This window comes from Pseudomonas sp. X10 (assembly GCF_054889225.1).
Genome location: NZ_CM142677.1, coordinates 2,429,690 through 2,445,071 on the forward strand (window position 1 = coordinate 2,429,690; position 15,382 = coordinate 2,445,071).

Annotated in this window: 15 protein-coding genes and 1 pseudogene; 8 read left to right on the forward strand and 8 right to left on the reverse strand. The window is 64.1% G+C overall.

Features of this window, described 5'->3' with window-relative positions; translation table 11 throughout:
- Positions 1-7: 7 nt before the first annotated feature.
- A complete protein-coding gene (locus tag ACYU03_RS11230; protein ID WP_461890692.1) occupies positions 8-361 on the reverse strand; it encodes a response regulator in 354 nt (117 codons plus the stop codon).
- A gap of 260 nt (positions 362-621) precedes the next feature.
- Here ACYU03_RS11230 and ACYU03_RS11235 point away from each other — a divergent pair, with 260 nt between their 5' ends.
- Genes ACYU03_RS11235 through ACYU03_RS11255 form a run of 5 tightly spaced genes read left to right on the forward strand, consistent with a single transcriptional unit; the run spans position 622 to position 7,124 of the window.
- Positions 622-4,092: a response regulator gene (locus ACYU03_RS11235; RefSeq protein WP_461890694.1), complete on the forward strand. Its 3,471-nt coding sequence runs from the start codon at positions 622-624 to the stop codon at positions 4,090-4,092.
- On the forward strand, positions 4,089-4,910 hold the full coding sequence (locus ACYU03_RS11240; RefSeq protein ID WP_461890696.1) for a CheR family methyltransferase: 822 nt from the start codon (positions 4,089-4,091) through the stop codon (positions 4,908-4,910). Before ACYU03_RS11235 ends, ACYU03_RS11240 begins: the two co-directional genes overlap by 4 nt.
- Positions 4,907-5,482 carry a chemotaxis protein CheB gene (locus ACYU03_RS11245; protein WP_461890698.1) on the forward strand — a complete coding sequence of 192 codons (576 nt, stop codon included), beginning with the start codon at positions 4,907-4,909 and terminating at the stop codon, positions 5,480-5,482. The genes ACYU03_RS11240 and ACYU03_RS11245 overlap by 4 nt, the downstream gene beginning before the upstream one ends.
- Complete coding sequence (locus tag ACYU03_RS11250; RefSeq protein WP_461890700.1) at positions 5,476-6,702, forward strand: hybrid sensor histidine kinase/response regulator; 1,227 nt, start codon at positions 5,476-5,478, stop codon at positions 6,700-6,702. The genes ACYU03_RS11245 and ACYU03_RS11250 overlap by 7 nt, the downstream gene beginning before the upstream one ends.
- A gap of 44 nt (positions 6,703-6,746) precedes the next feature.
- Positions 6,747-7,124, forward strand: coding sequence for a response regulator (locus ACYU03_RS11255; RefSeq protein WP_461890702.1), 378 nt, complete (start codon positions 6,747-6,749; stop codon positions 7,122-7,124).
- Positions 7,125-7,127: 3 nt separating this feature from the next.
- Here ACYU03_RS11255 and ACYU03_RS11260 read toward each other — a convergent pair whose 3' ends face one another.
- The 3 genes from ACYU03_RS11260 to ACYU03_RS11270 are packed head-to-tail and all read right to left on the reverse strand — an operon-like array spanning position 7,128 to position 9,799.
- The gene (locus tag ACYU03_RS11260) at positions 7,128-7,736 is read right to left on the reverse strand and encodes a TetR/AcrR family transcriptional regulator (protein WP_461890706.1); all 609 of its coding nucleotides are present in this window, start codon (positions 7,734-7,736) and stop codon (positions 7,128-7,130) included.
- Between the two features lie 12 nt (positions 7,737-7,748).
- Entirely contained in the window at positions 7,749-8,597 is an 849-nt protein-coding gene (locus ACYU03_RS11265) for a 3-hydroxybutyryl-CoA dehydrogenase (RefSeq protein WP_461890710.1), read from the reverse strand.
- 17 nt (positions 8,598-8,614) lie between these two features.
- Entirely contained in the window at positions 8,615-9,799 is a 1,185-nt protein-coding gene (locus ACYU03_RS11270) for an acetyl-CoA C-acyltransferase family protein (protein ID WP_461890712.1), read from the reverse strand.
- A 168-nt stretch (positions 9,800-9,967) separates the two neighbouring features.
- On the opposite strand from ACYU03_RS11270, the gene ACYU03_RS11275 reads away from it, so the two are divergent.
- Positions 9,968-10,990 carry an AraC family transcriptional regulator gene (locus ACYU03_RS11275; RefSeq protein ID WP_461890714.1) on the forward strand — a complete coding sequence of 341 codons (1,023 nt, stop codon included), beginning with the start codon at positions 9,968-9,970 and terminating at the stop codon, positions 10,988-10,990.
- A gap of 8 nt (positions 10,991-10,998) precedes the next feature.
- Here the strand turns inward: ACYU03_RS11275 and ACYU03_RS11280 are convergent.
- Positions 10,999-11,277 (reverse strand): annotated as a pseudogene (locus ACYU03_RS11280) (carboxymuconolactone decarboxylase family protein); the annotation flags it as partial.
- A 201-nt stretch (positions 11,278-11,478) separates the two neighbouring features.
- Between ACYU03_RS11280 and ACYU03_RS11285 the strand changes: the two are divergent.
- Both ACYU03_RS11285 and ACYU03_RS11290 read left to right on the forward strand, forming a co-directional pair.
- Complete coding sequence (locus ACYU03_RS11285) at positions 11,479-11,937, forward strand: nucleoside deaminase (protein WP_461890716.1); 459 nt, start codon at positions 11,479-11,481, stop codon at positions 11,935-11,937.
- Positions 11,934-13,130 carry a CynX/NimT family MFS transporter gene (locus tag ACYU03_RS11290; RefSeq protein ID WP_461890718.1) on the forward strand — a complete coding sequence of 399 codons (1,197 nt, stop codon included), beginning with the start codon at positions 11,934-11,936 and terminating at the stop codon, positions 13,128-13,130. The genes ACYU03_RS11285 and ACYU03_RS11290 overlap by 4 nt, the downstream gene beginning before the upstream one ends.
- A 142-nt stretch (positions 13,131-13,272) precedes the next feature.
- Here ACYU03_RS11290 and dkgB read toward each other — a convergent pair whose 3' ends face one another.
- The 3 genes from dkgB to ACYU03_RS11305 all read right to left on the reverse strand — a co-directional run bounded on the left by dkgB (position 13,273) and on the right by ACYU03_RS11305 (position 15,218).
- Entirely contained in the window at positions 13,273-14,076 is an 804-nt protein-coding gene (dkgB, locus tag ACYU03_RS11295) for a 2,5-didehydrogluconate reductase DkgB (RefSeq protein WP_461890720.1), read from the reverse strand.
- A 132-nt stretch (positions 14,077-14,208) separates the two neighbouring features.
- Complete coding sequence (locus ACYU03_RS11300) at positions 14,209-14,547, reverse strand: hypothetical protein (RefSeq protein ID WP_461890721.1); 339 nt, start codon at positions 14,545-14,547, stop codon at positions 14,209-14,211.
- 191 nt (positions 14,548-14,738) lie between these two features.
- A complete protein-coding gene (locus ACYU03_RS11305; RefSeq protein WP_461890723.1) occupies positions 14,739-15,218 on the reverse strand; it encodes a GNAT family N-acetyltransferase in 480 nt (159 codons plus the stop codon).
- Positions 15,219-15,382 lie beyond the last annotated feature (164 nt).

Here is a 15,382-nt window from a genome sequence, read left to right on the forward strand (position 1 = left end):
CGTTCACTTAACCCGCCCGCCCCAGAATCCCCGTCACTTTCTCGCGTAACTGATCGATGCTGAATGGCTTGCTGATCAGGTGCATGCCTTCAGGGACCTGCACGGTCTCGGCATAGCCGCTGGCGAACAGGATAGGCAGTAGCGGCCGCGCTTGGCGGGCCCTTCCAGCCAGTTCCTTGCCGTCCATGTCCGGCAGGCCCACATCGGTCATCATCAGGTCCAGTGGCTGGCTGGCGTCCTCGAGGATCTTCAGGGCGCAGCTGGCGTCTTGCGCCTCGATGGCCGTGTAGCCCAATTCAACGAGCACCTCGACCATCAACATGCGGACAATGTCGTCGTCTTCGACTACCAGAAGTTGCATTGTTCAGGTCCTGTGCAAAGGGTGTCTTTAATTCTGTGCCCGAAGCGGGGGCATAAGTTCAATCAGCATAGCGACCCCTGCGCGCACAGGGAACGATTGGCGCGCACTGCTTTCAAATGCTGGCTAAATGCCCTGCCGAAAAGGGCAAAGGTGGTTAGACTCGCTGTAGCGGCAGTGGGGGCAGCGCAATCCCAGAACTATAAACGCGAAGTAGTTGCCATACGCTTCGATTGACTCATTTTTGCTCGGGCGTTTTTCAGATGATTCAAGCAGCCTCGATAGACCAGCAAAGTTTTCGCAAGCTATTGAGCCGTAACATCGGCTTGCCCCTGGGGGTAGGCCTGCTCAGCGCCATTGCGTTCATCGCGCTGATCAATTACCTGCTCTCGGCCATGCAGTGGGTGGAACACACTGATCAGGCAATCAGTAATGCCAACGAGACGTTCAAGCTGACGATCGATATGGAAACCGGCATGCGCGGCTTCCTGATCACCGCTGACGAAGCGTTCCTCGACCCCTACGAAGTGGCCGGGCCACGGATTTTCAGCAGCCTGGACAGCTTGCGCAAGATGGTCGCGGACAACCCCGCGCAGCTTGACCGCATCGACCGTTTGGTCAGCCTGCAGCGGGAGTGGAACACCTTTGCCCGCGAGATGATCGAACTGCGCCGCAACGACGGCCAGTACCGCGAGCTGATCCGCAATGGCCGGGGCAAGCGCCTGACCGATGAGATCCGCAAGGAGTTCGACAACTTCATCGTCACCGAGCAGCAACTGCGCATGGCTCGCAACGAGCAGGTCAGCACGACCACTGTGACGGCCATCTCTGCCTTCTTGCTGTTCATCGTTGCCTTGAGTGCCTTGCTGGCCTGGATGGGCCGGCGTGACCTGATGGCGTTGTCGGCCAGCTATGTCGAAAACCTGCAGGCCCAACAGCGCTCGGCCGAGCGCCTGGAACGCCAGGCCTGGCTGCGCAATGGCCAGACCAAGCTGGCTGAGCAGGTGCTGGGGCAACTGACCCTGTCGATGCTGGGCGACAACGCCCTGCGCTTTTTTGCCAGCTACCTGGGCAGTGTGGTCGGCGCGGTCTACGTGCGGGACGCCCAGGGCAACCTGCAGCGGGTGGCCAGCTACGGCCTGGACGCCGAGGCGCAAGCCCGCGGCCAGGTCCTGGCCGGGCATGATGGCTTGCTGTCCCAGGCGGTGAAGCAGGCGCGCCTGTTTGCCCTGGAGCAACTGCCGGAAGACTATTTCAAGCTTGCCTCCGGTCTTGGCAGCGGCCTGCCGCGTAGCGCATTGCTGATGCCGACCAGCAATGACGGGCAGATCAATGGCGTGATCGAGTTGGGTTTCTTGCGCCCGCTTGGCGAGCGTGACGGCGAGTTGCTGGAACGGGTTGCCGAGAACCTTGGCATCTCCATCGACAGCGCCCGTTACCGCCAGCGCCTGCAGGAGGTGCTGGCCGAGACCCAGCAGCTCAACGAAGAACTCCAGGTGCAGCAGGAGGAGCTCAAGACCGCCAACGAAGAGCTCGAAGAGCAGTCGCGAGTGCTCAAGGAGTCCCAGGCCCACCTGGAGATCCAGCAGGCGGAGCTGGAGCAGACCAACGAGCAACTGGCCGAGCGTACCGACGCCCTGAACCGCAAGAACGGCGAGTTGAACCAGGCGCAGCTTGAGCTGCAAGCACGCGCCGAGGACTTGCAGCGCTCGAGCAAGTACAAGTCCGAGTTCCTCGCCAACATGTCCCACGAACTGCGTACGCCGCTCAACAGTTCGCTGATCCTGGCCAAGCTGCTGGCCGAGAACGGCCAGGGCAATCTGAGCGACGAGCAGGTCAAGTTCGCCGAGTCGATCTACTCGGCTGGCAATGACCTGCTCAACTTGATCAACGACATCCTCGATATTGCCAAGGTCGAGGCCGGCAAGCTCGAAGTGCGTGCGCAGAGCACACCGCTGGCGCGCCTGGTCGAAGGCCTGCAGGACATGTTCGAGCCGCTGGCGCGGGACAAGGGGCTGGCCTTCAGTGTCGAGTTGGACCCACAGGTGCCGCAGACCCTGTTCACCGACCGCCAGCGCCTGGAGCAGATTCTCAAGAACCTGCTATCCAACGCCATCAAGTTCACCGAGCGTGGCCAAGTCAGCCTGCAGGTCCGCGAGCAGGCCGGCATGGGTATCGTCTTCGCTGTGCGTGACAGTGGCATCGGCATCGCTGCCGACCAGCAGCACGCGATCTTCGAGGCCTTCCATCAGGCCGATGGCACCACCAACCGGCGCTATGGCGGCACCGGATTGGGGCTGTCGATTTCCCGTGACCTGGCACGCCTGTTGGGCGGACAGATCAGTGTCGAGAGCAGCCCAGGCCAGGGCAGTGTGTTCAGCCTGGTGCTGCCCGAGCGTTACCAGCCCGAGGTCGAACAGGACGCGCCAGTGGCCAGCGGCCGCCTGCTGGCCGAGAGGCGTGCGCCAGAGGCGCCGGCGGCGGTGCCTGCCTCGGTGCCGCGCAAGGCATCGGCTTTCGCCGATGACCGTGACAAGGCGGCCTTCGGCAGCCGCTGCATCCTGGTCATCGAGGACGAGCCGAACTTTGCCCGCATCCTGTTCGACCTGGCCCACGAGCTGGGCTACCGCTGCCTGGTCGCCCATGCCGCTGACGAAGGCTTCGAATTGGCCGCCAGCCATGTCCCCGATGCCATCCTGCTGGACATGCGCCTGCCGGACCACTCCGGCCTGACGGTGTTGCAACGTCTGAAGGAGCAGGCCGGCACCCGGCACATACCGGTGCACATCATCTCAGTGGAAGACCGCGTCGAGGCCGCCATGCACATGGGCGCAGTGGGCTATGCGGTCAAGCCCACCAGCCGCGAGGAACTCAAGGAGGTGTTCGCCCGCCTGGAAGCCAAGCTGACGCAGAAGCTCAAGCACATCCTGCTGGTGGAGGACGATGACCTACAGCGCGAGAGCATCGCCCGACTGATCGGCGACGACGACATCGAGATCACCGCCGTGGGCATGGCCCAGGAGGCGCTGGATTTGCTGTGCGAGAACATCTACGACTGCATGATCATCGACCTCAAGCTGCCGGACATGCTCGGCAACGAGTTGCTCAAGCGCATGACCGCCGAGGACATCCGTGCCTTCCCGCCAGTGATCGTCTACACCGGGCGCAACCTGACCCGGGACGAGGAAGCCGACCTGCTCAAGTACTCGCGTTCGATCATCATCAAGGGTGCACGTTCTCCGGAGCGCCTGCTTGATGAGGTCACGCTGTTCTTGCACAAAGTCGAGTCGCAGCTGTCCAACGAGCGCCAACGCATGCTCAAGACCGCGCGCAGCCGCGACAAGGTGTTCGAAGGGCGCAAGATCCTGCTGGTCGACGATGACGTGCGCAATATCTTCGCCCTGACCAGCGCGCTCGAGCACAAGGGCGCGCGGGTGGAGATCGGCCGTAACGGCCGCGAGGCCCTCGAACGGCTGGAGCAGCACGAGGACATCGACCTGGTGCTGATGGACGTGATGATGCCGGAGATGGATGGCTACGAGGCGACCCGACTGATCCGCCAACAACCGCGCTGGCGCAAGCTGCCCATCATCGCGGTGACCGCCAAGGCGATGAAGGATGACCAGCAGCGTTGCCTGCAGGCCGGTGCCAACGACTACCTGGCCAAACCGATCGACCTTGACCGGCTGTTTTCCCTGATCCGTGTCTGGCTGCCGCAACTGGAGCGAATTTGACTACCGAGCTCAACACCGATATCGAGATCCGACTGCTGATCGAGGCGATCTACCTCAAGTACAGCTACGATTTTCGCAACTACTCCGGCGCTTCGATCAAGCGCCGGGTCCAGCACGCCTTGCGCCAGTTCGAGTGCCGCACGGTCTCGGCCCTGCAGGAGCGGGTGCTGCATGACCCGGGCATGTTCCTGCAGTTGCTGCAGTACCTGACGATCCCGGTCAGCGAGATGTTCCGCGATCCTGGGCACTTCCTGGCTCTGCGCCAGGAGGTAGTGCCGCTGCTGCGCACCTGGCCTTCGATCAAGATATGGGTCGCCGGCTGCAGCACGGGCGAGGAGGTCTACTCCATGGCCATCCTGCTGCGCGAAGAAGGGCTGCTGGAGCGCACCATCATTTATGCCACCGACATCAACCCGCACTCGCTGGACAAGGCCAAGCAAGGCATCTACTCGATGCAGAGCATGCTCGGGTACGCCGAGAACTACCGCAAGGCCGGTGGCCGCCGCGAGTTCGCCGAGTACTACACGGCGGCCTACGGCAACGCGATCATGGACAGCAGCCTGCGCGAGAACGTGACCTTCGCCGACCATAGCCTGGCCACCGACAGCGTGTTCTCGGAAACCCAGCTGGTTTCGTGCCGCAATGTGCTGATCTACTTCAACAGCGAACTCCAGGATCGTGCCTTCGGCCTGTTCCACGAGTCCCTGTGCCACCGTGGCTTCCTGGTCTTGGGCAGCAAGGAGACCCTGGACTTTTCCACCTACAGCGACCGTTTCGAGGCCCTGGTCAGGCCCGAACGGATCTACCGCAAGTCATGAGCGGCGCACGGGCGATCGTCATGGGGGCTTCGGCCGGCGGCGTCATGGCCCTGGCCACGGTGCTCGACCCCTTGCCGGCGGAGTTTGCCATCCCGGTGCTGTGCGTACTGCACCTGCCGGACAACCGCCACAGCCACCTGGCCGAGGTATTGCAGCGCAAGTTGCAGCGGCCGGTCAGGGAGGCGCGGGACAAGGAGCGCATCGCCGCTGGCATGATCTATGTCGCCGGCCCGGGATATCACCTTTCCGTGGAGCGGGATTTCAGCCTGTCCCTGAGCCAGGAGGAACCGGTGCATTTCTCCCGCCCGGCGATCGACTTTCTTTTCGAGTCGGCGGCCGATGCCTATGGCCGTCATTTGCTGGGCGTACTGCTGACCGGGGCCAACGAAGATGGCGCCCGGGGCCTTGCCTATATCAAACAGCGCGGCGGACGAACCGTGGTTCAGGACCCCCGCGAAGCACAAATCGCGTTGATGCCTGAAGCCGCGTTGGCCTTGCACCAGCCCGACCATATCCTTTCTTTGAGCGGTATCGGGCACTTGCTCGCTACCCTGGAATCCAGCGCATGCTAAGCCATATCACAGCCAAACTGCTGATCGTCGATGACCTGCCGGAGAACCTGCTGGCGCTTGAGGCCTTGATCCAGGGGGAAGACCGCGAGGTGCACCAGGCGCAGTCCGCGGAGCACGCGTTGTCGCTGCTGCTCGAACACGAGTTCGCCCTGGCCATCCTCGATGTGCAGATGCCGGGCATGAACGGTTTCGAGCTGGCCGAGCTGATGCGCGGCACGGAAAAGACCAAGAGCATACCGATCGTCTTCGTCAGTGCCGCCGGCCGTGAGATGGACTATGCCTTCAAGGGCTACGAAAGCGGCGCGGTGGACTTCCTGCACAAGCCCCTGGACAACCATGCGGTGAAGAGCAAGGTGTCGGTGTTCGTCGATCTCTATCGCCAGCGCAAGGCCTTAGGGCGGCAGTTGGAGGCCATCGAACGCAGCCGACAGGAACAGGAGCAACTGCTTGCCCAGTTACAGGTGGCGCGTAGCGAGCTCGAGCATGCGGTGCGCATGCGCGATGACTTCATGTCGATCGTCTCCCACGAGGTGCGTACCCCGCTCAACGGTCTGATCCTGGAAACCCAATTGCGCAAGATGCACCTGGCGCGCAACAACGCCGATGCCTTCACCCTGGACAAGCTGCAGGCCATGGTCGAGCGCGACGAACGCCAGATCAACAGCTTGATCCGCCTGATCGAAGACATGCTCGATGTATCGCGTATCCGCACTGGCAAGCTGTCGATTCGCACCAAACGCTTCGACCTGGGCCAATTGATCAGCGGCTTGGTGGAGAATTTTGCGGCCCAGGCCGCGGCGCTGGAGTCGCGTATCGACCTGGAAAGCAGCGAAGCCCTGGAAGGCCAGTGGGACGAGTTCCGAATCGAGCAGGTGGTGGCCAACCTGCTGAGCAATGCCTTGCGCTATGGTGAGCGGCAGCCGGTCAAGGTGCGGGTGTTCGCGGAGGCCGGCATGGCGTGCGTGCAGGTCCAGGACCAGGGGATCGGTATCAGCAGGCAGAACCAGCAACGGATCTTCCAGCAGTTCGAGCGGGTGGCCGCGCACCAGGGCACGGGCGGCTTGGGGTTGGGCTTGTACATCTCCGAGCAGATTGTCCTGGCCCACGGCGGTCGTATTTGCGTCGACAGCGAGGAAGGGCAGGGCTCGACCTTCACGGTGCAACTGCCGCTGTCGTCGTCGCTGAAAGAAAGTGACCGGGAGCAGGCAACCTCTGCCTGAGCCCGGAGTCCTATAGCCATCTGTAGAGAGTCAAGGCGTTTGGCATGAGCGAAGATGCGCAAGATGTGGTTCTGATCGTCGAGGACGAACCGGCGATCCGCATGATCCTGCGGGACTACCTGGCAGGCGAGGGCTACCACGTGCTGGTGGCCGAGGATGGCGAGCAGGCCTTCGCCATTCTCGCCAGCAAGCCACACCTGGACCTGATGGTCACCGATTTTCGTCTGCCGGGTGGCATCTCAGGGGTAGAGATCGCCGAACCGGCGGTCAAGCTGCGTCCGGATCTCAAAGTGATCTTCATCAGTGGCTATCCGGCTGAAATCCTCGACTCCGGCAGCCCGATCACACGTACAGCCCCGATCCTGGCCAAACCGTTCGACCTGAACAGCCTGCATGAGCAGATCCAGAAGTTGCTGAGCTGAGCTTCAGGCTGGCAGGTCCAGCCTTTCGCCGCGCAAAGTGCGTTCCAGGCCGCCGAGCAGCAGGTTCTCCATCAGCGCCAGGCCCTGGGCCTGGGACAAGTTCCGCGCCTGCAGCCAGCCGGGCAGGCTGTTGAGCAGGGTGGCCAGGACATGGGCGGTGGCTGCCAGGGCATCGCCGCGCAACCCCGCCTGAGGCGCGATCAGACGCAGCAAGCCGGTCTCATAATCTTTGCGCAACCGCGCCAGACGCTGCTGCTGACCTTCAGTGAGACAGCACAGGTCACGTTCGGCCAGGCGGAACTGCAACGGCCGCTCGGTGTGCAACGCCCAGTGCGCCGCGATCAAGCAAGGCAGCGCCGGACGTCCGCGGGCAGCCGCCCGCCGACCCTGGTCGAGGGTGGCCTGCAACTCTTCGAAGAGTTCCTCGATCAGGTCGTAGAGCAGGTCCTGCTTGCTGGGAAAGTGATGGTACAGCGAGCCTGCGGTCAGCCCCAGGTGGCTGGCTAGCTCACGCATGCTGACCTGGCCGAAACCCTTCTCGGCGAAGAGCGCCATGGCCTTGTCACGCCGCTCTTCGAAATTCGCACAGCGCAGGGCAGCGGTCATGGGCATGGCGGCAACTCCTCAGTAGGTGAAGAATCCACGACCGCTCTTGCGCCCCAGGTAGCCGGCGGCGACCATTTCCTTGAGCAGCGGGGCAGGGCGGTACTTGCTGTCGTTGAAGCCCTCGTGGAAGGCTTCCATGATCGCTAGCAGGGTATCCAGGCCGATCAGGTCCGCCAGGGCCAGCGGGCCGATCGGCTGGTTGCAGCCCAGGCGCATGCCGGTGTCGATATCCTCGGCGCTGGCCAGGCCTTCCTGGCGCACGAAGATCGCCTCGTTGATCATCGGCACCAGGATGCGGTTGACCACGAAGCCGGGGCGGTTACCGGCGCTGATCGGGGTTTTGCCGACTTTCTCGGTGACCAGCAGGGCCTGGGCGTAGGTACTGTCGCTGGTTTGCAGGCCGCGAATGATCTCGACCAAGGCCATCATCGGCACCGGGTTGAAGAAGTGCACGCCGATGAACCGCTCGGGATGCTCGATGGTCGCGCCCAACTGGGTGATCGACAGCGACGAGGTATTGGTGGCGATCAGGCAGTCGCTGCCGACATTGGCCGCGACTTGCTGGAGGATGCGCTGCTTGAGCGGCAGGTTCTCGGTCGCGGCTTCGATCACCAACTGCGCTGGGCGCAACTCGGCATAGTCGGTGCTGGTGCGGATGCGGGCCAGCGCGGCCTGGGCCTGCTCAGCCGAGAGGGTTTGCTTGTTGACCTGGCGTTCGAGGTTCTTGCCCAAGGTGGCCAGGCCGCGCTCGAGCGCGGCCTCGGAGACGTCGATCAGGGTGATGTCGTAGCCTGCGACCGCGCACACCTGGGCAATGCCGTTGCCCATGGTACCGGCGCCGATCACGGCGATCTGTTGAATGGTCATGTTGCTTGGCTCCCGGATCAGACGCGTTCGAAGATGACGGCAATACCCTGGCCGCCACCGATGCACATGGTGGCCAGGGCATAGCGGCCCTGGATGCGTTGCAGTTCATGGATGGCTTTGGTGGCGATGATCGCCCCGGTGGCGCCCACGGGGTGACCGAGGGAAATGCCCGAGCCATTGGGGTTGACCTTCTCTGGGTCGAAGTCCAGGGCGCGTGCCACGGCGCAGGCCTGGGCCGCGAAGGCTTCGTTGGACTCGATCACGTCCAGGTCGTTGACGTTCAAGCCGGCCTTTTCCAGGGCCTTGCGGCTGGCCGGGATCGGGCCCAGGCCCATCAGCTCTGGCTCGACGCCGGCATGGGCATAGGCGACCAGGCGCGCCAGCGGCTTGAGGCCCTGGCGGCGGACCATGTCGCCGGTGGCCAGCACCAGCCCACCAGCGCCGTCGTTGAGGCCACTGGCGTTGCCTGCGGTGACGGTGCCGTCCTTCTTGAATACGGTCTTCATGCCCGCCAGTTGTTCGGCACTGACGTCGCCACGCACATGTTCGTCCACCGCGAACTGGATGCTGCCCTTGCGGGTCTTGAGCTCCAGCGGAACGATCTGGCTGGTGAAGCGGCCCTCGGCGATGGCCCGGGCGGCGCGCTGCTGGCTGGTCAAGGCCAACTCATCCTGCATCTGCCGGGTAATGCCATGGGCGGCGGCCACGTTTTCGGCGGTGATGCCCATGTGGAAGTGTTCGAAGGGGTCTTGGAGGATGCCGAGCATGTAGTCGACACCCTGCAGGTCGCCCATGCGGGCGCCCCAACGGGCCTGCGGCAGCAGGTAGGGGCCACGGCTCATGGATTCGGCACCGGCGGCCAGCACCGCCTCGGCATCGCCGAGCAGCAAGCTCTGGGCTGCCGAGACAATGGCCTGCAGGCCCGAGCCGCACAGGCGGTTGACGTTGAAGGCCGGTGTTTCCTTGGGGATGCCGGCGTTCATCGCCGCGACCCGACCCAGGTAGGCATCGCGCGGCTCGGTGGGGATCACGTTGCCCATGACCACGTGGCCGATCTGCTCCGGGGCCAGGCCCGAACGCTCGATGGCGGCACGGCTGACGGCCGTGGCCAGGTCGGCCAGGGGCAGGTCCTTGAGCGAACCACCGAAACTGCCGATGGCCGAACGGACCGCACTGACTACATAGATTTCTGCACTGCTCATGGGGGGCTCCGATTGGCGAAGACGTGGCGGGGTGGGGCAAGGGTCTGCGAGAATGGCCACCGCCCCGGAATAGACCGAGTCTAGGCAATGGCTGGGGCGCGGCCTATGCCGTAACTGTTCAGTCAACCTGGCATTTTTTGCCACTCAGCATAGACAGCGATTACAACCATGCGGGAAAGCGATTCGGTCGCGGTGTACTTCGTCCATACCATGTTGCACGCCCTGCGCGACCAGCCGCAGCGACGCGACGAACTGTTGCGGGCAGCCGGCATCGATCCGCAGGTGCTCGGGCAGCCCCAGGCCCGAGTACCGGCCCAGGCGTTCGCCCGGTTGTGGCTTGAGCTGATCCAGACGCTGGAGGACGAGTTCTTCCAGCTCGACAGCCATGGCATGCCGTTGGGCAGCTTCGCCCTGATCTGCCGGGGGCTGATCCAGGAGCCGAACCTGGAAAAGGCCCTGCGCCAATGCCTGAACAATTTCGCCCTGTTCCTGCGTGACCTGCGCGGCAGCGTGACGGTGCGCGGTGGGCGCGCAGTGATCAGCCTGCAAGCACGGATCGACGACCCGCTGACCCGCGTCTATGCCGAAGAAACCTTCCTGGTGCTGGTGATCAGCCTGCTGTGCTGGTTGGCCGGGCGACGCATTGCCATCGACCGCACCGAACTGGCCATTGCCCGCCCTGCCCAGGAGGACGATCCGCTGTTGTGGGGCCCCGACCTGCAACTGGGCACCGGGCGCACTGAGGTGGAGTTCAGTGCTGACTACCTGCGCCTGCCGGTAGTCCAGGACCTGGCGGCGCTCAAGACCTTCCTGCGCAGCGCGCCGCAATGGCTGGTGATTCGCTTCCGGCATCAGAACGGCCTGGTGGCCAGGGTGTACCGGCACTTGCGTGCGCGGCATTACGGCCAGTGGCCGACCCTGAACGCCATGGCCGAAGGTGAAGGCATGAGTGCCAGCAGCTTCCGCCGTCAGTTGGAGCGTGAAGGGCGCTCGTTCCAGCAGATCAAGGACGAAGTACGCCGGGCCATGGCTTTCGAGTGCCTGCGCGAAGGTGAGTTGAGCATTGCCGAGATCGCCGAGCAGACCGGCTTCCAGGAGCCCAGCGCTTTCCACCGCGCCTTCAAGAAATGGACCGGGCAGAGTCCGGGCAGTTACCGCTTGCGCCTGGGCGCCGGGCGCGGCAGGCCCTGAGAGGGCGCTCAGGCCGGGACCATGGCGAAGCCGACGCCGAAGCGGTTCCAGGCGTTGATGGTGGCGATGGCTAGGGTCAGGTTGGCCACCTCGGCCGGTTCGAAGTGTTCCAGCAAGGCCTCGTATTCAGGTTGCGGTGCGTGGCGCTCGGGCAGGCGGGTCAGGCTTTCCACCCAGGCCAGGGCGGCGCGCTCGCGGGGCGTGAAGAAGCGGGTATCTTCCCAGACCGCTAGGGTTTGCAGGCGAGCCTCGGTTTCGCCAGCTTTGCGCGCGTCGTTGGCGTGCATGCCATCGCCATCGATTGATGTCTGGAGGGGAAACCTTAGCGTCTCCGATGCCCGGGCCGAATAGCCAATTCGCCGCTTTACCAGGAGGCCAATTCCCCTTGGCCCCATTCAGCCGCCCACTGGGTTGCATCCAATCAATTAATTTCTGTGCATCGGCCCGGCCCGGGATAATGGCGGCTCTTGCACCCGGAGAGTTTTTCCATGCCCGATGAACGTTTCATGCGCGAGGCCCTGGAACTGGCCCGCGCCAATATCAAGGCCGGTGGGCGGCCTTTCGGCGCGGTGCTGGTGTACCAGGGGCAGGTCATCGCCCGTGCCGTCAACGAGATCCACAGCACCCAGGACCCCACCGCTCACGCCGAGCTGCAGGCGATCCGCCAGGCCTCGCAACGCCTGGGGCGGCCGCGCCTGGACGGCGCCGAGATCTATGCCAGCGGCCATCCGTGTCCGATGTGCCTGGCAGCCATGCACCTGTGCGGTATCGAGCGCGCCTGGTTCGCCTACGACAATGACGAGGGCGAGCCCTATGGCCTGTCCACGGCGCAGGTGTATGCGCAGATGGCCCGGCCACCCCAGCAGCAGAGCCTGCCGTTGCGCCCCCTGAAACCGGCGGGCGAGGCTGACCTGTACCTGCAGTGGCGGCAGGTACACCCGGCATGAGAAACGCGTTGAACCTGCTTCTGGTCGTGCTGTTGGCGCTGAACCTGAGGCCGATCCTCACCAGCATCGGGCCATTGCTCGAGCCCATGCGCCAGAGCACGGGCCTGGGCTACCAGCAGGCGGCTTTGCTCACGGCGCTGCCGGTGCTGTGCATGGGCCTGATGCCGTTGTTGCAGCCCTGGTTGCGACGCTGGCTGAACGAACATGGCGGCATGCTGATCGGGCTATCGGCCATCGCCCTGGCCTGTCTCTGGCGCTTGCAACTGGACAGCGCCTGGGCGTTGATCGCCAGCGCGGTGCTGGCCGGACTGGGGGTGGCGGTGGTGCAGGGGATGATGCCCGGTCTGGTCAACCGCTGGTTTCCCACCCGCCTGGCGGCCACCATGGGCCTGTACTCGGCGGCGCTGATGAGTGGCGGTGGCCTGGCGGCGGTGCTGGGGCCCCATGTCAGCGCGCACTTCGAGCGCTGGCAGGCTGGCTTAGGCATCTGGACGGTACCCGCGCTGTTGGCGCTGGTCTGCTGGTGTCTGCTGCGCCCCCGGCAAAGCACGGCCACGGTAAGTGGGGCCGGCGGCGGGTTCTGGTTTGGCAATCGCCGGGCTTGGCTGCTGGCGGTGTACTTCGGGTTGATCAATGGCGGCTACACCAGCATGGTGGCTTGGCTACCGGCCTATCACCTGGAGCACGGCGGCACGGCTCAGGGAGGCGGTGAGCTGGTTGGCCTGATGACCATCTTCCAGGTCGTCGGCGCGCTGGGGCTGCCCTTGCTGCTGCGCCGGCTGGCCGACCGGCGACCCGGCCTGTGGCTGGCCCTGGCCATCCAGCTGTGCGGTTTTCTCGGCCTGTTGCTGGCGCCCACTTTGGCCATGGGCCTGTGGGTGGCAATGATCGGCTTGGGCCTGGGCGCCTGTTTCAGCCTGAGCCTGACCTTGACCCTGGAACACCTCAAGACGCCCGCCGAAGCGGGCAGCTTGGCGGCCTTCGTCCAGGGTATCGGCTTCATCATCACGGGTATCGTGCCTTACATCACCGGTTGGCTGCGCGATGTCAGCGGTGACTTCCAGGCGTCATGGCTGCTGCTGGCCCTGAGCGTGATGGCCATGTTGCTGGTGACGGCACGTTTCGCCCCGCAGGGCTATGCCAGCGCCATGGGGCGGCCACGGCCGATAGGCGAGGTAGCGCCGCTCAGTTGAGGCGCTGCAAGGTATCGCGGACCCGGTCCAGCGCCGGGTCGATATCCAGGCGCGCCAGGCGGATGTGCAGTTCCATGGCGCGGTCCGGTAGGGGCGGGGGCTCAGGTTAACCCGATTCCCGCCCCGCCGGCAGCTATGCAGGTCAGTCCCAGGCTGGTGCCAGGCCTTCCGGGGCGCACAGGCGTTCGCCGCGATCGAGGGCGGCGATTTGGGCCATGTCTTGCTCGCTCAGGTGCAGGTCGCGGGCCTTGAGGTTGCCGGCCAGGTTCTCGCGGCGGGTCGAGGATGGAATCACCGCATAGCCAAGTTGCATGGCCCAGGCCAGGGTCACCTGGGCCGGTGTGGCGCCGTGGCGTTCGGCGATGGCCTGGATCACCGGGTCCTGCAGCACCTTGCCGTAGCCCAGGGTCATGTAGGAGGTCACGGCGATGTCCTGCTCCTGCATGAAGCCCACCACGGTGCGGTTCTGCAGGTAAGGGTGCAGCTCGATCTGGTTGGTGACGAGGGCCTGCTCGCCGACCACCTCGATGGCCTGCTTGAGCAGGTCGATGGTGAAGTTGGAGACGCCGATGTGCGTGGTCAGGCCTTGCTTCTGCGCTTCGGCCAGGGCCCCCATGAATTCGCTGACCGGCACCTGGCCGCCAGGCGATGGCCAGTGGATCAGGGTCAGGTCTAGGTGGTCGGTGCGCAGCTTGCGCAGGCTCTCCTTCAGGCTGGGGATCAGCTTGTCGGCGGCGTAGTTCTCGGTCCAGATCTTGCTGGTCAGGAACAGCTCTTCACGGGCAACGCCGCTGTTGGCGATGGCCTGGCCGACCTCGGCCTCGTTGCCGTAGATCTGTGCCGTATCAACGGCCCGGTAACCGAGCTCAAGGGCCTGGCTGACCGAGTCGATCACCACTTGGTCCTTGAGGCGGAAAGTACCGAGGCCGAGTGCTGGGATAATCATGGGGCGGTTCCTCTGTGTCGAAGGGTAGGAGGGCAGTATCGCCCCCGCCACGCCCGGGAAACAGCCGTCACGGGGCACTTGTTTTTTGAGCAGGACGCAAAGATAGACCAGCCTTGGAGAGGCCGCCATGCCTCAGAGCCTGGCGGCGCTCACAGTGATATAGGCCTTGCTGGGCAGGCAGATGCGGATGATGGTTTCGTCGGCCGGGGCATCCTTGAGCTGCTTGACGCGGACGCCTTCGATGGCGGCGGCGCGGACATGCTGCATGATGGCCCGGCCGCGTGGGTCGAAGAAGGCTTCGCTGGCAAGGATTTCGATCTTTTCGATCAGGGCGCGGGTGTGCTCGTCAGTGGCGCAGAAGAACATCACGCCACTCCAGTGTGGATCGTCGTCGGGGTTGGAGACGTCGTGCTGCATCAATTGGCGCAGGCTGTGCTTGAGCTGGGTGGTGGGGCACTTCGCGGGTTCCATGGCGAGACCTCGTGCGGCATACGGGAGCTGTGTTCACAGGGGGCGGGGCACATCACCCTGTTGTTCAGTCCGGGATCATGGGTTTGAAAATTGGCGAGTTGAAATAGGAAACTTCCTGCTGGCGCGAAGGAAGATTCCTAAATGCGGCACCAATGTGGGGGGCAGTGTCTGCCAGCAATGGAGCGCGCAGTTCAGCCTTGGGCGAAGCGTTCCAGGGTTTCGCCTTCCAGGCGGTAACGCACCCACTCATCCTGGGCTTCGGCGCCTAGCGAGCGGTAGAAACCGATGGCCGGCTCGTTCCAGTCCAGCACGCTCCACTCCAGGCGGCCACAGCCGTTGGCACAGGCCTCGCGGGCGATATGCCGCAGCAACTGCTTGCCGGCGCCGCCGCCGCGCTGCCCTGGGGTGACGTACAGGTCTTCGAGGTAGATGCCATTGCGTCCGAGCCAGGTCGAGTAACTGTAGAAGTACACGGCAAAGCCGATGACCTGGCCGTCGCGTTCGCAGATCAGACCTTGGGCCTTGGCGTCCTCACCGAACAGCGTGCGCTCGATGTCGGCAACACTGGCCACCACGGCATGGCGGGCGCGTTCGTAATCGGCCAGTTCGATGATGAAGGCGAGGATCTGCGCGGCATCGGCGCGCTGGGCAGGGCGGATGGTCAGGGACATTGCGACGGTTCCGGTTGAGGGCAGGGCGCCATGTTAGCGTCAGCCGGGCGGTTTTGCCGAGGGCCGGGCCGAATTCCATATAGGTACAGTGAATTGTAGTGGCACAATTTGTGGTAACTGTACGGGTCGCAGGCGAGGGACAGTCCGCTACTGTCATCACACCC

Coding starts and splice junctions, on each gene's coding strand:
- ACYU03_RS11290 (WP_461890718.1), top strand. CDS start 11,934: ATGAGAAACGCGTTGAACCTGCTTCTGGTCGTGCTGTTGGCGCTGAAC.
- ACYU03_RS11250 (WP_461890700.1), top strand. CDS start 5,476: ATGCTAAGCCATATCACAGCCAAACTGCTGATCGTCGATGACCTGCCG.
- ACYU03_RS11305 (WP_461890723.1), bottom strand. CDS start 15,218: ATGTCCCTGACCATCCGCCCTGCCCAGCGCGCCGATGCCGCGCAGATC.
- ACYU03_RS11265 (WP_461890710.1), bottom strand. CDS start 8,597: ATGACCATTCAACAGATCGCCGTGATCGGCGCCGGTACCATGGGCAAC.
- ACYU03_RS11255 (WP_461890702.1), top strand. CDS start 6,747: ATGAGCGAAGATGCGCAAGATGTGGTTCTGATCGTCGAGGACGAACCG.
- ACYU03_RS11235 (WP_461890694.1), top strand. CDS start 622: ATGATTCAAGCAGCCTCGATAGACCAGCAAAGTTTTCGCAAGCTATTG.
- ACYU03_RS11270 (WP_461890712.1), bottom strand. CDS start 9,799: ATGAGCAGTGCAGAAATCTATGTAGTCAGTGCGGTCCGTTCGGCCATC.
- ACYU03_RS11285 (WP_461890716.1), top strand. CDS start 11,479: ATGCCCGATGAACGTTTCATGCGCGAGGCCCTGGAACTGGCCCGCGCC.
- ACYU03_RS11245 (WP_461890698.1), top strand. CDS start 4,907: ATGAGCGGCGCACGGGCGATCGTCATGGGGGCTTCGGCCGGCGGCGTC.
- ACYU03_RS11300 (WP_461890721.1), bottom strand. CDS start 14,547: ATGGAACCCGCGAAGTGCCCCACCACCCAGCTCAAGCACAGCCTGCGC.
- ACYU03_RS11230 (WP_461890692.1), bottom strand. CDS start 361: ATGCAACTTCTGGTAGTCGAAGACGACGACATTGTCCGCATGTTGATG.
- ACYU03_RS11260 (WP_461890706.1), bottom strand. CDS start 7,736: ATGCCCATGACCGCTGCCCTGCGCTGTGCGAATTTCGAAGAGCGGCGT.
- ACYU03_RS11275 (WP_461890714.1), top strand. CDS start 9,968: ATGCGGGAAAGCGATTCGGTCGCGGTGTACTTCGTCCATACCATGTTG.
- dkgB (WP_461890720.1), bottom strand. CDS start 14,076: ATGATTATCCCAGCACTCGGCCTCGGTACTTTCCGCCTCAAGGACCAA.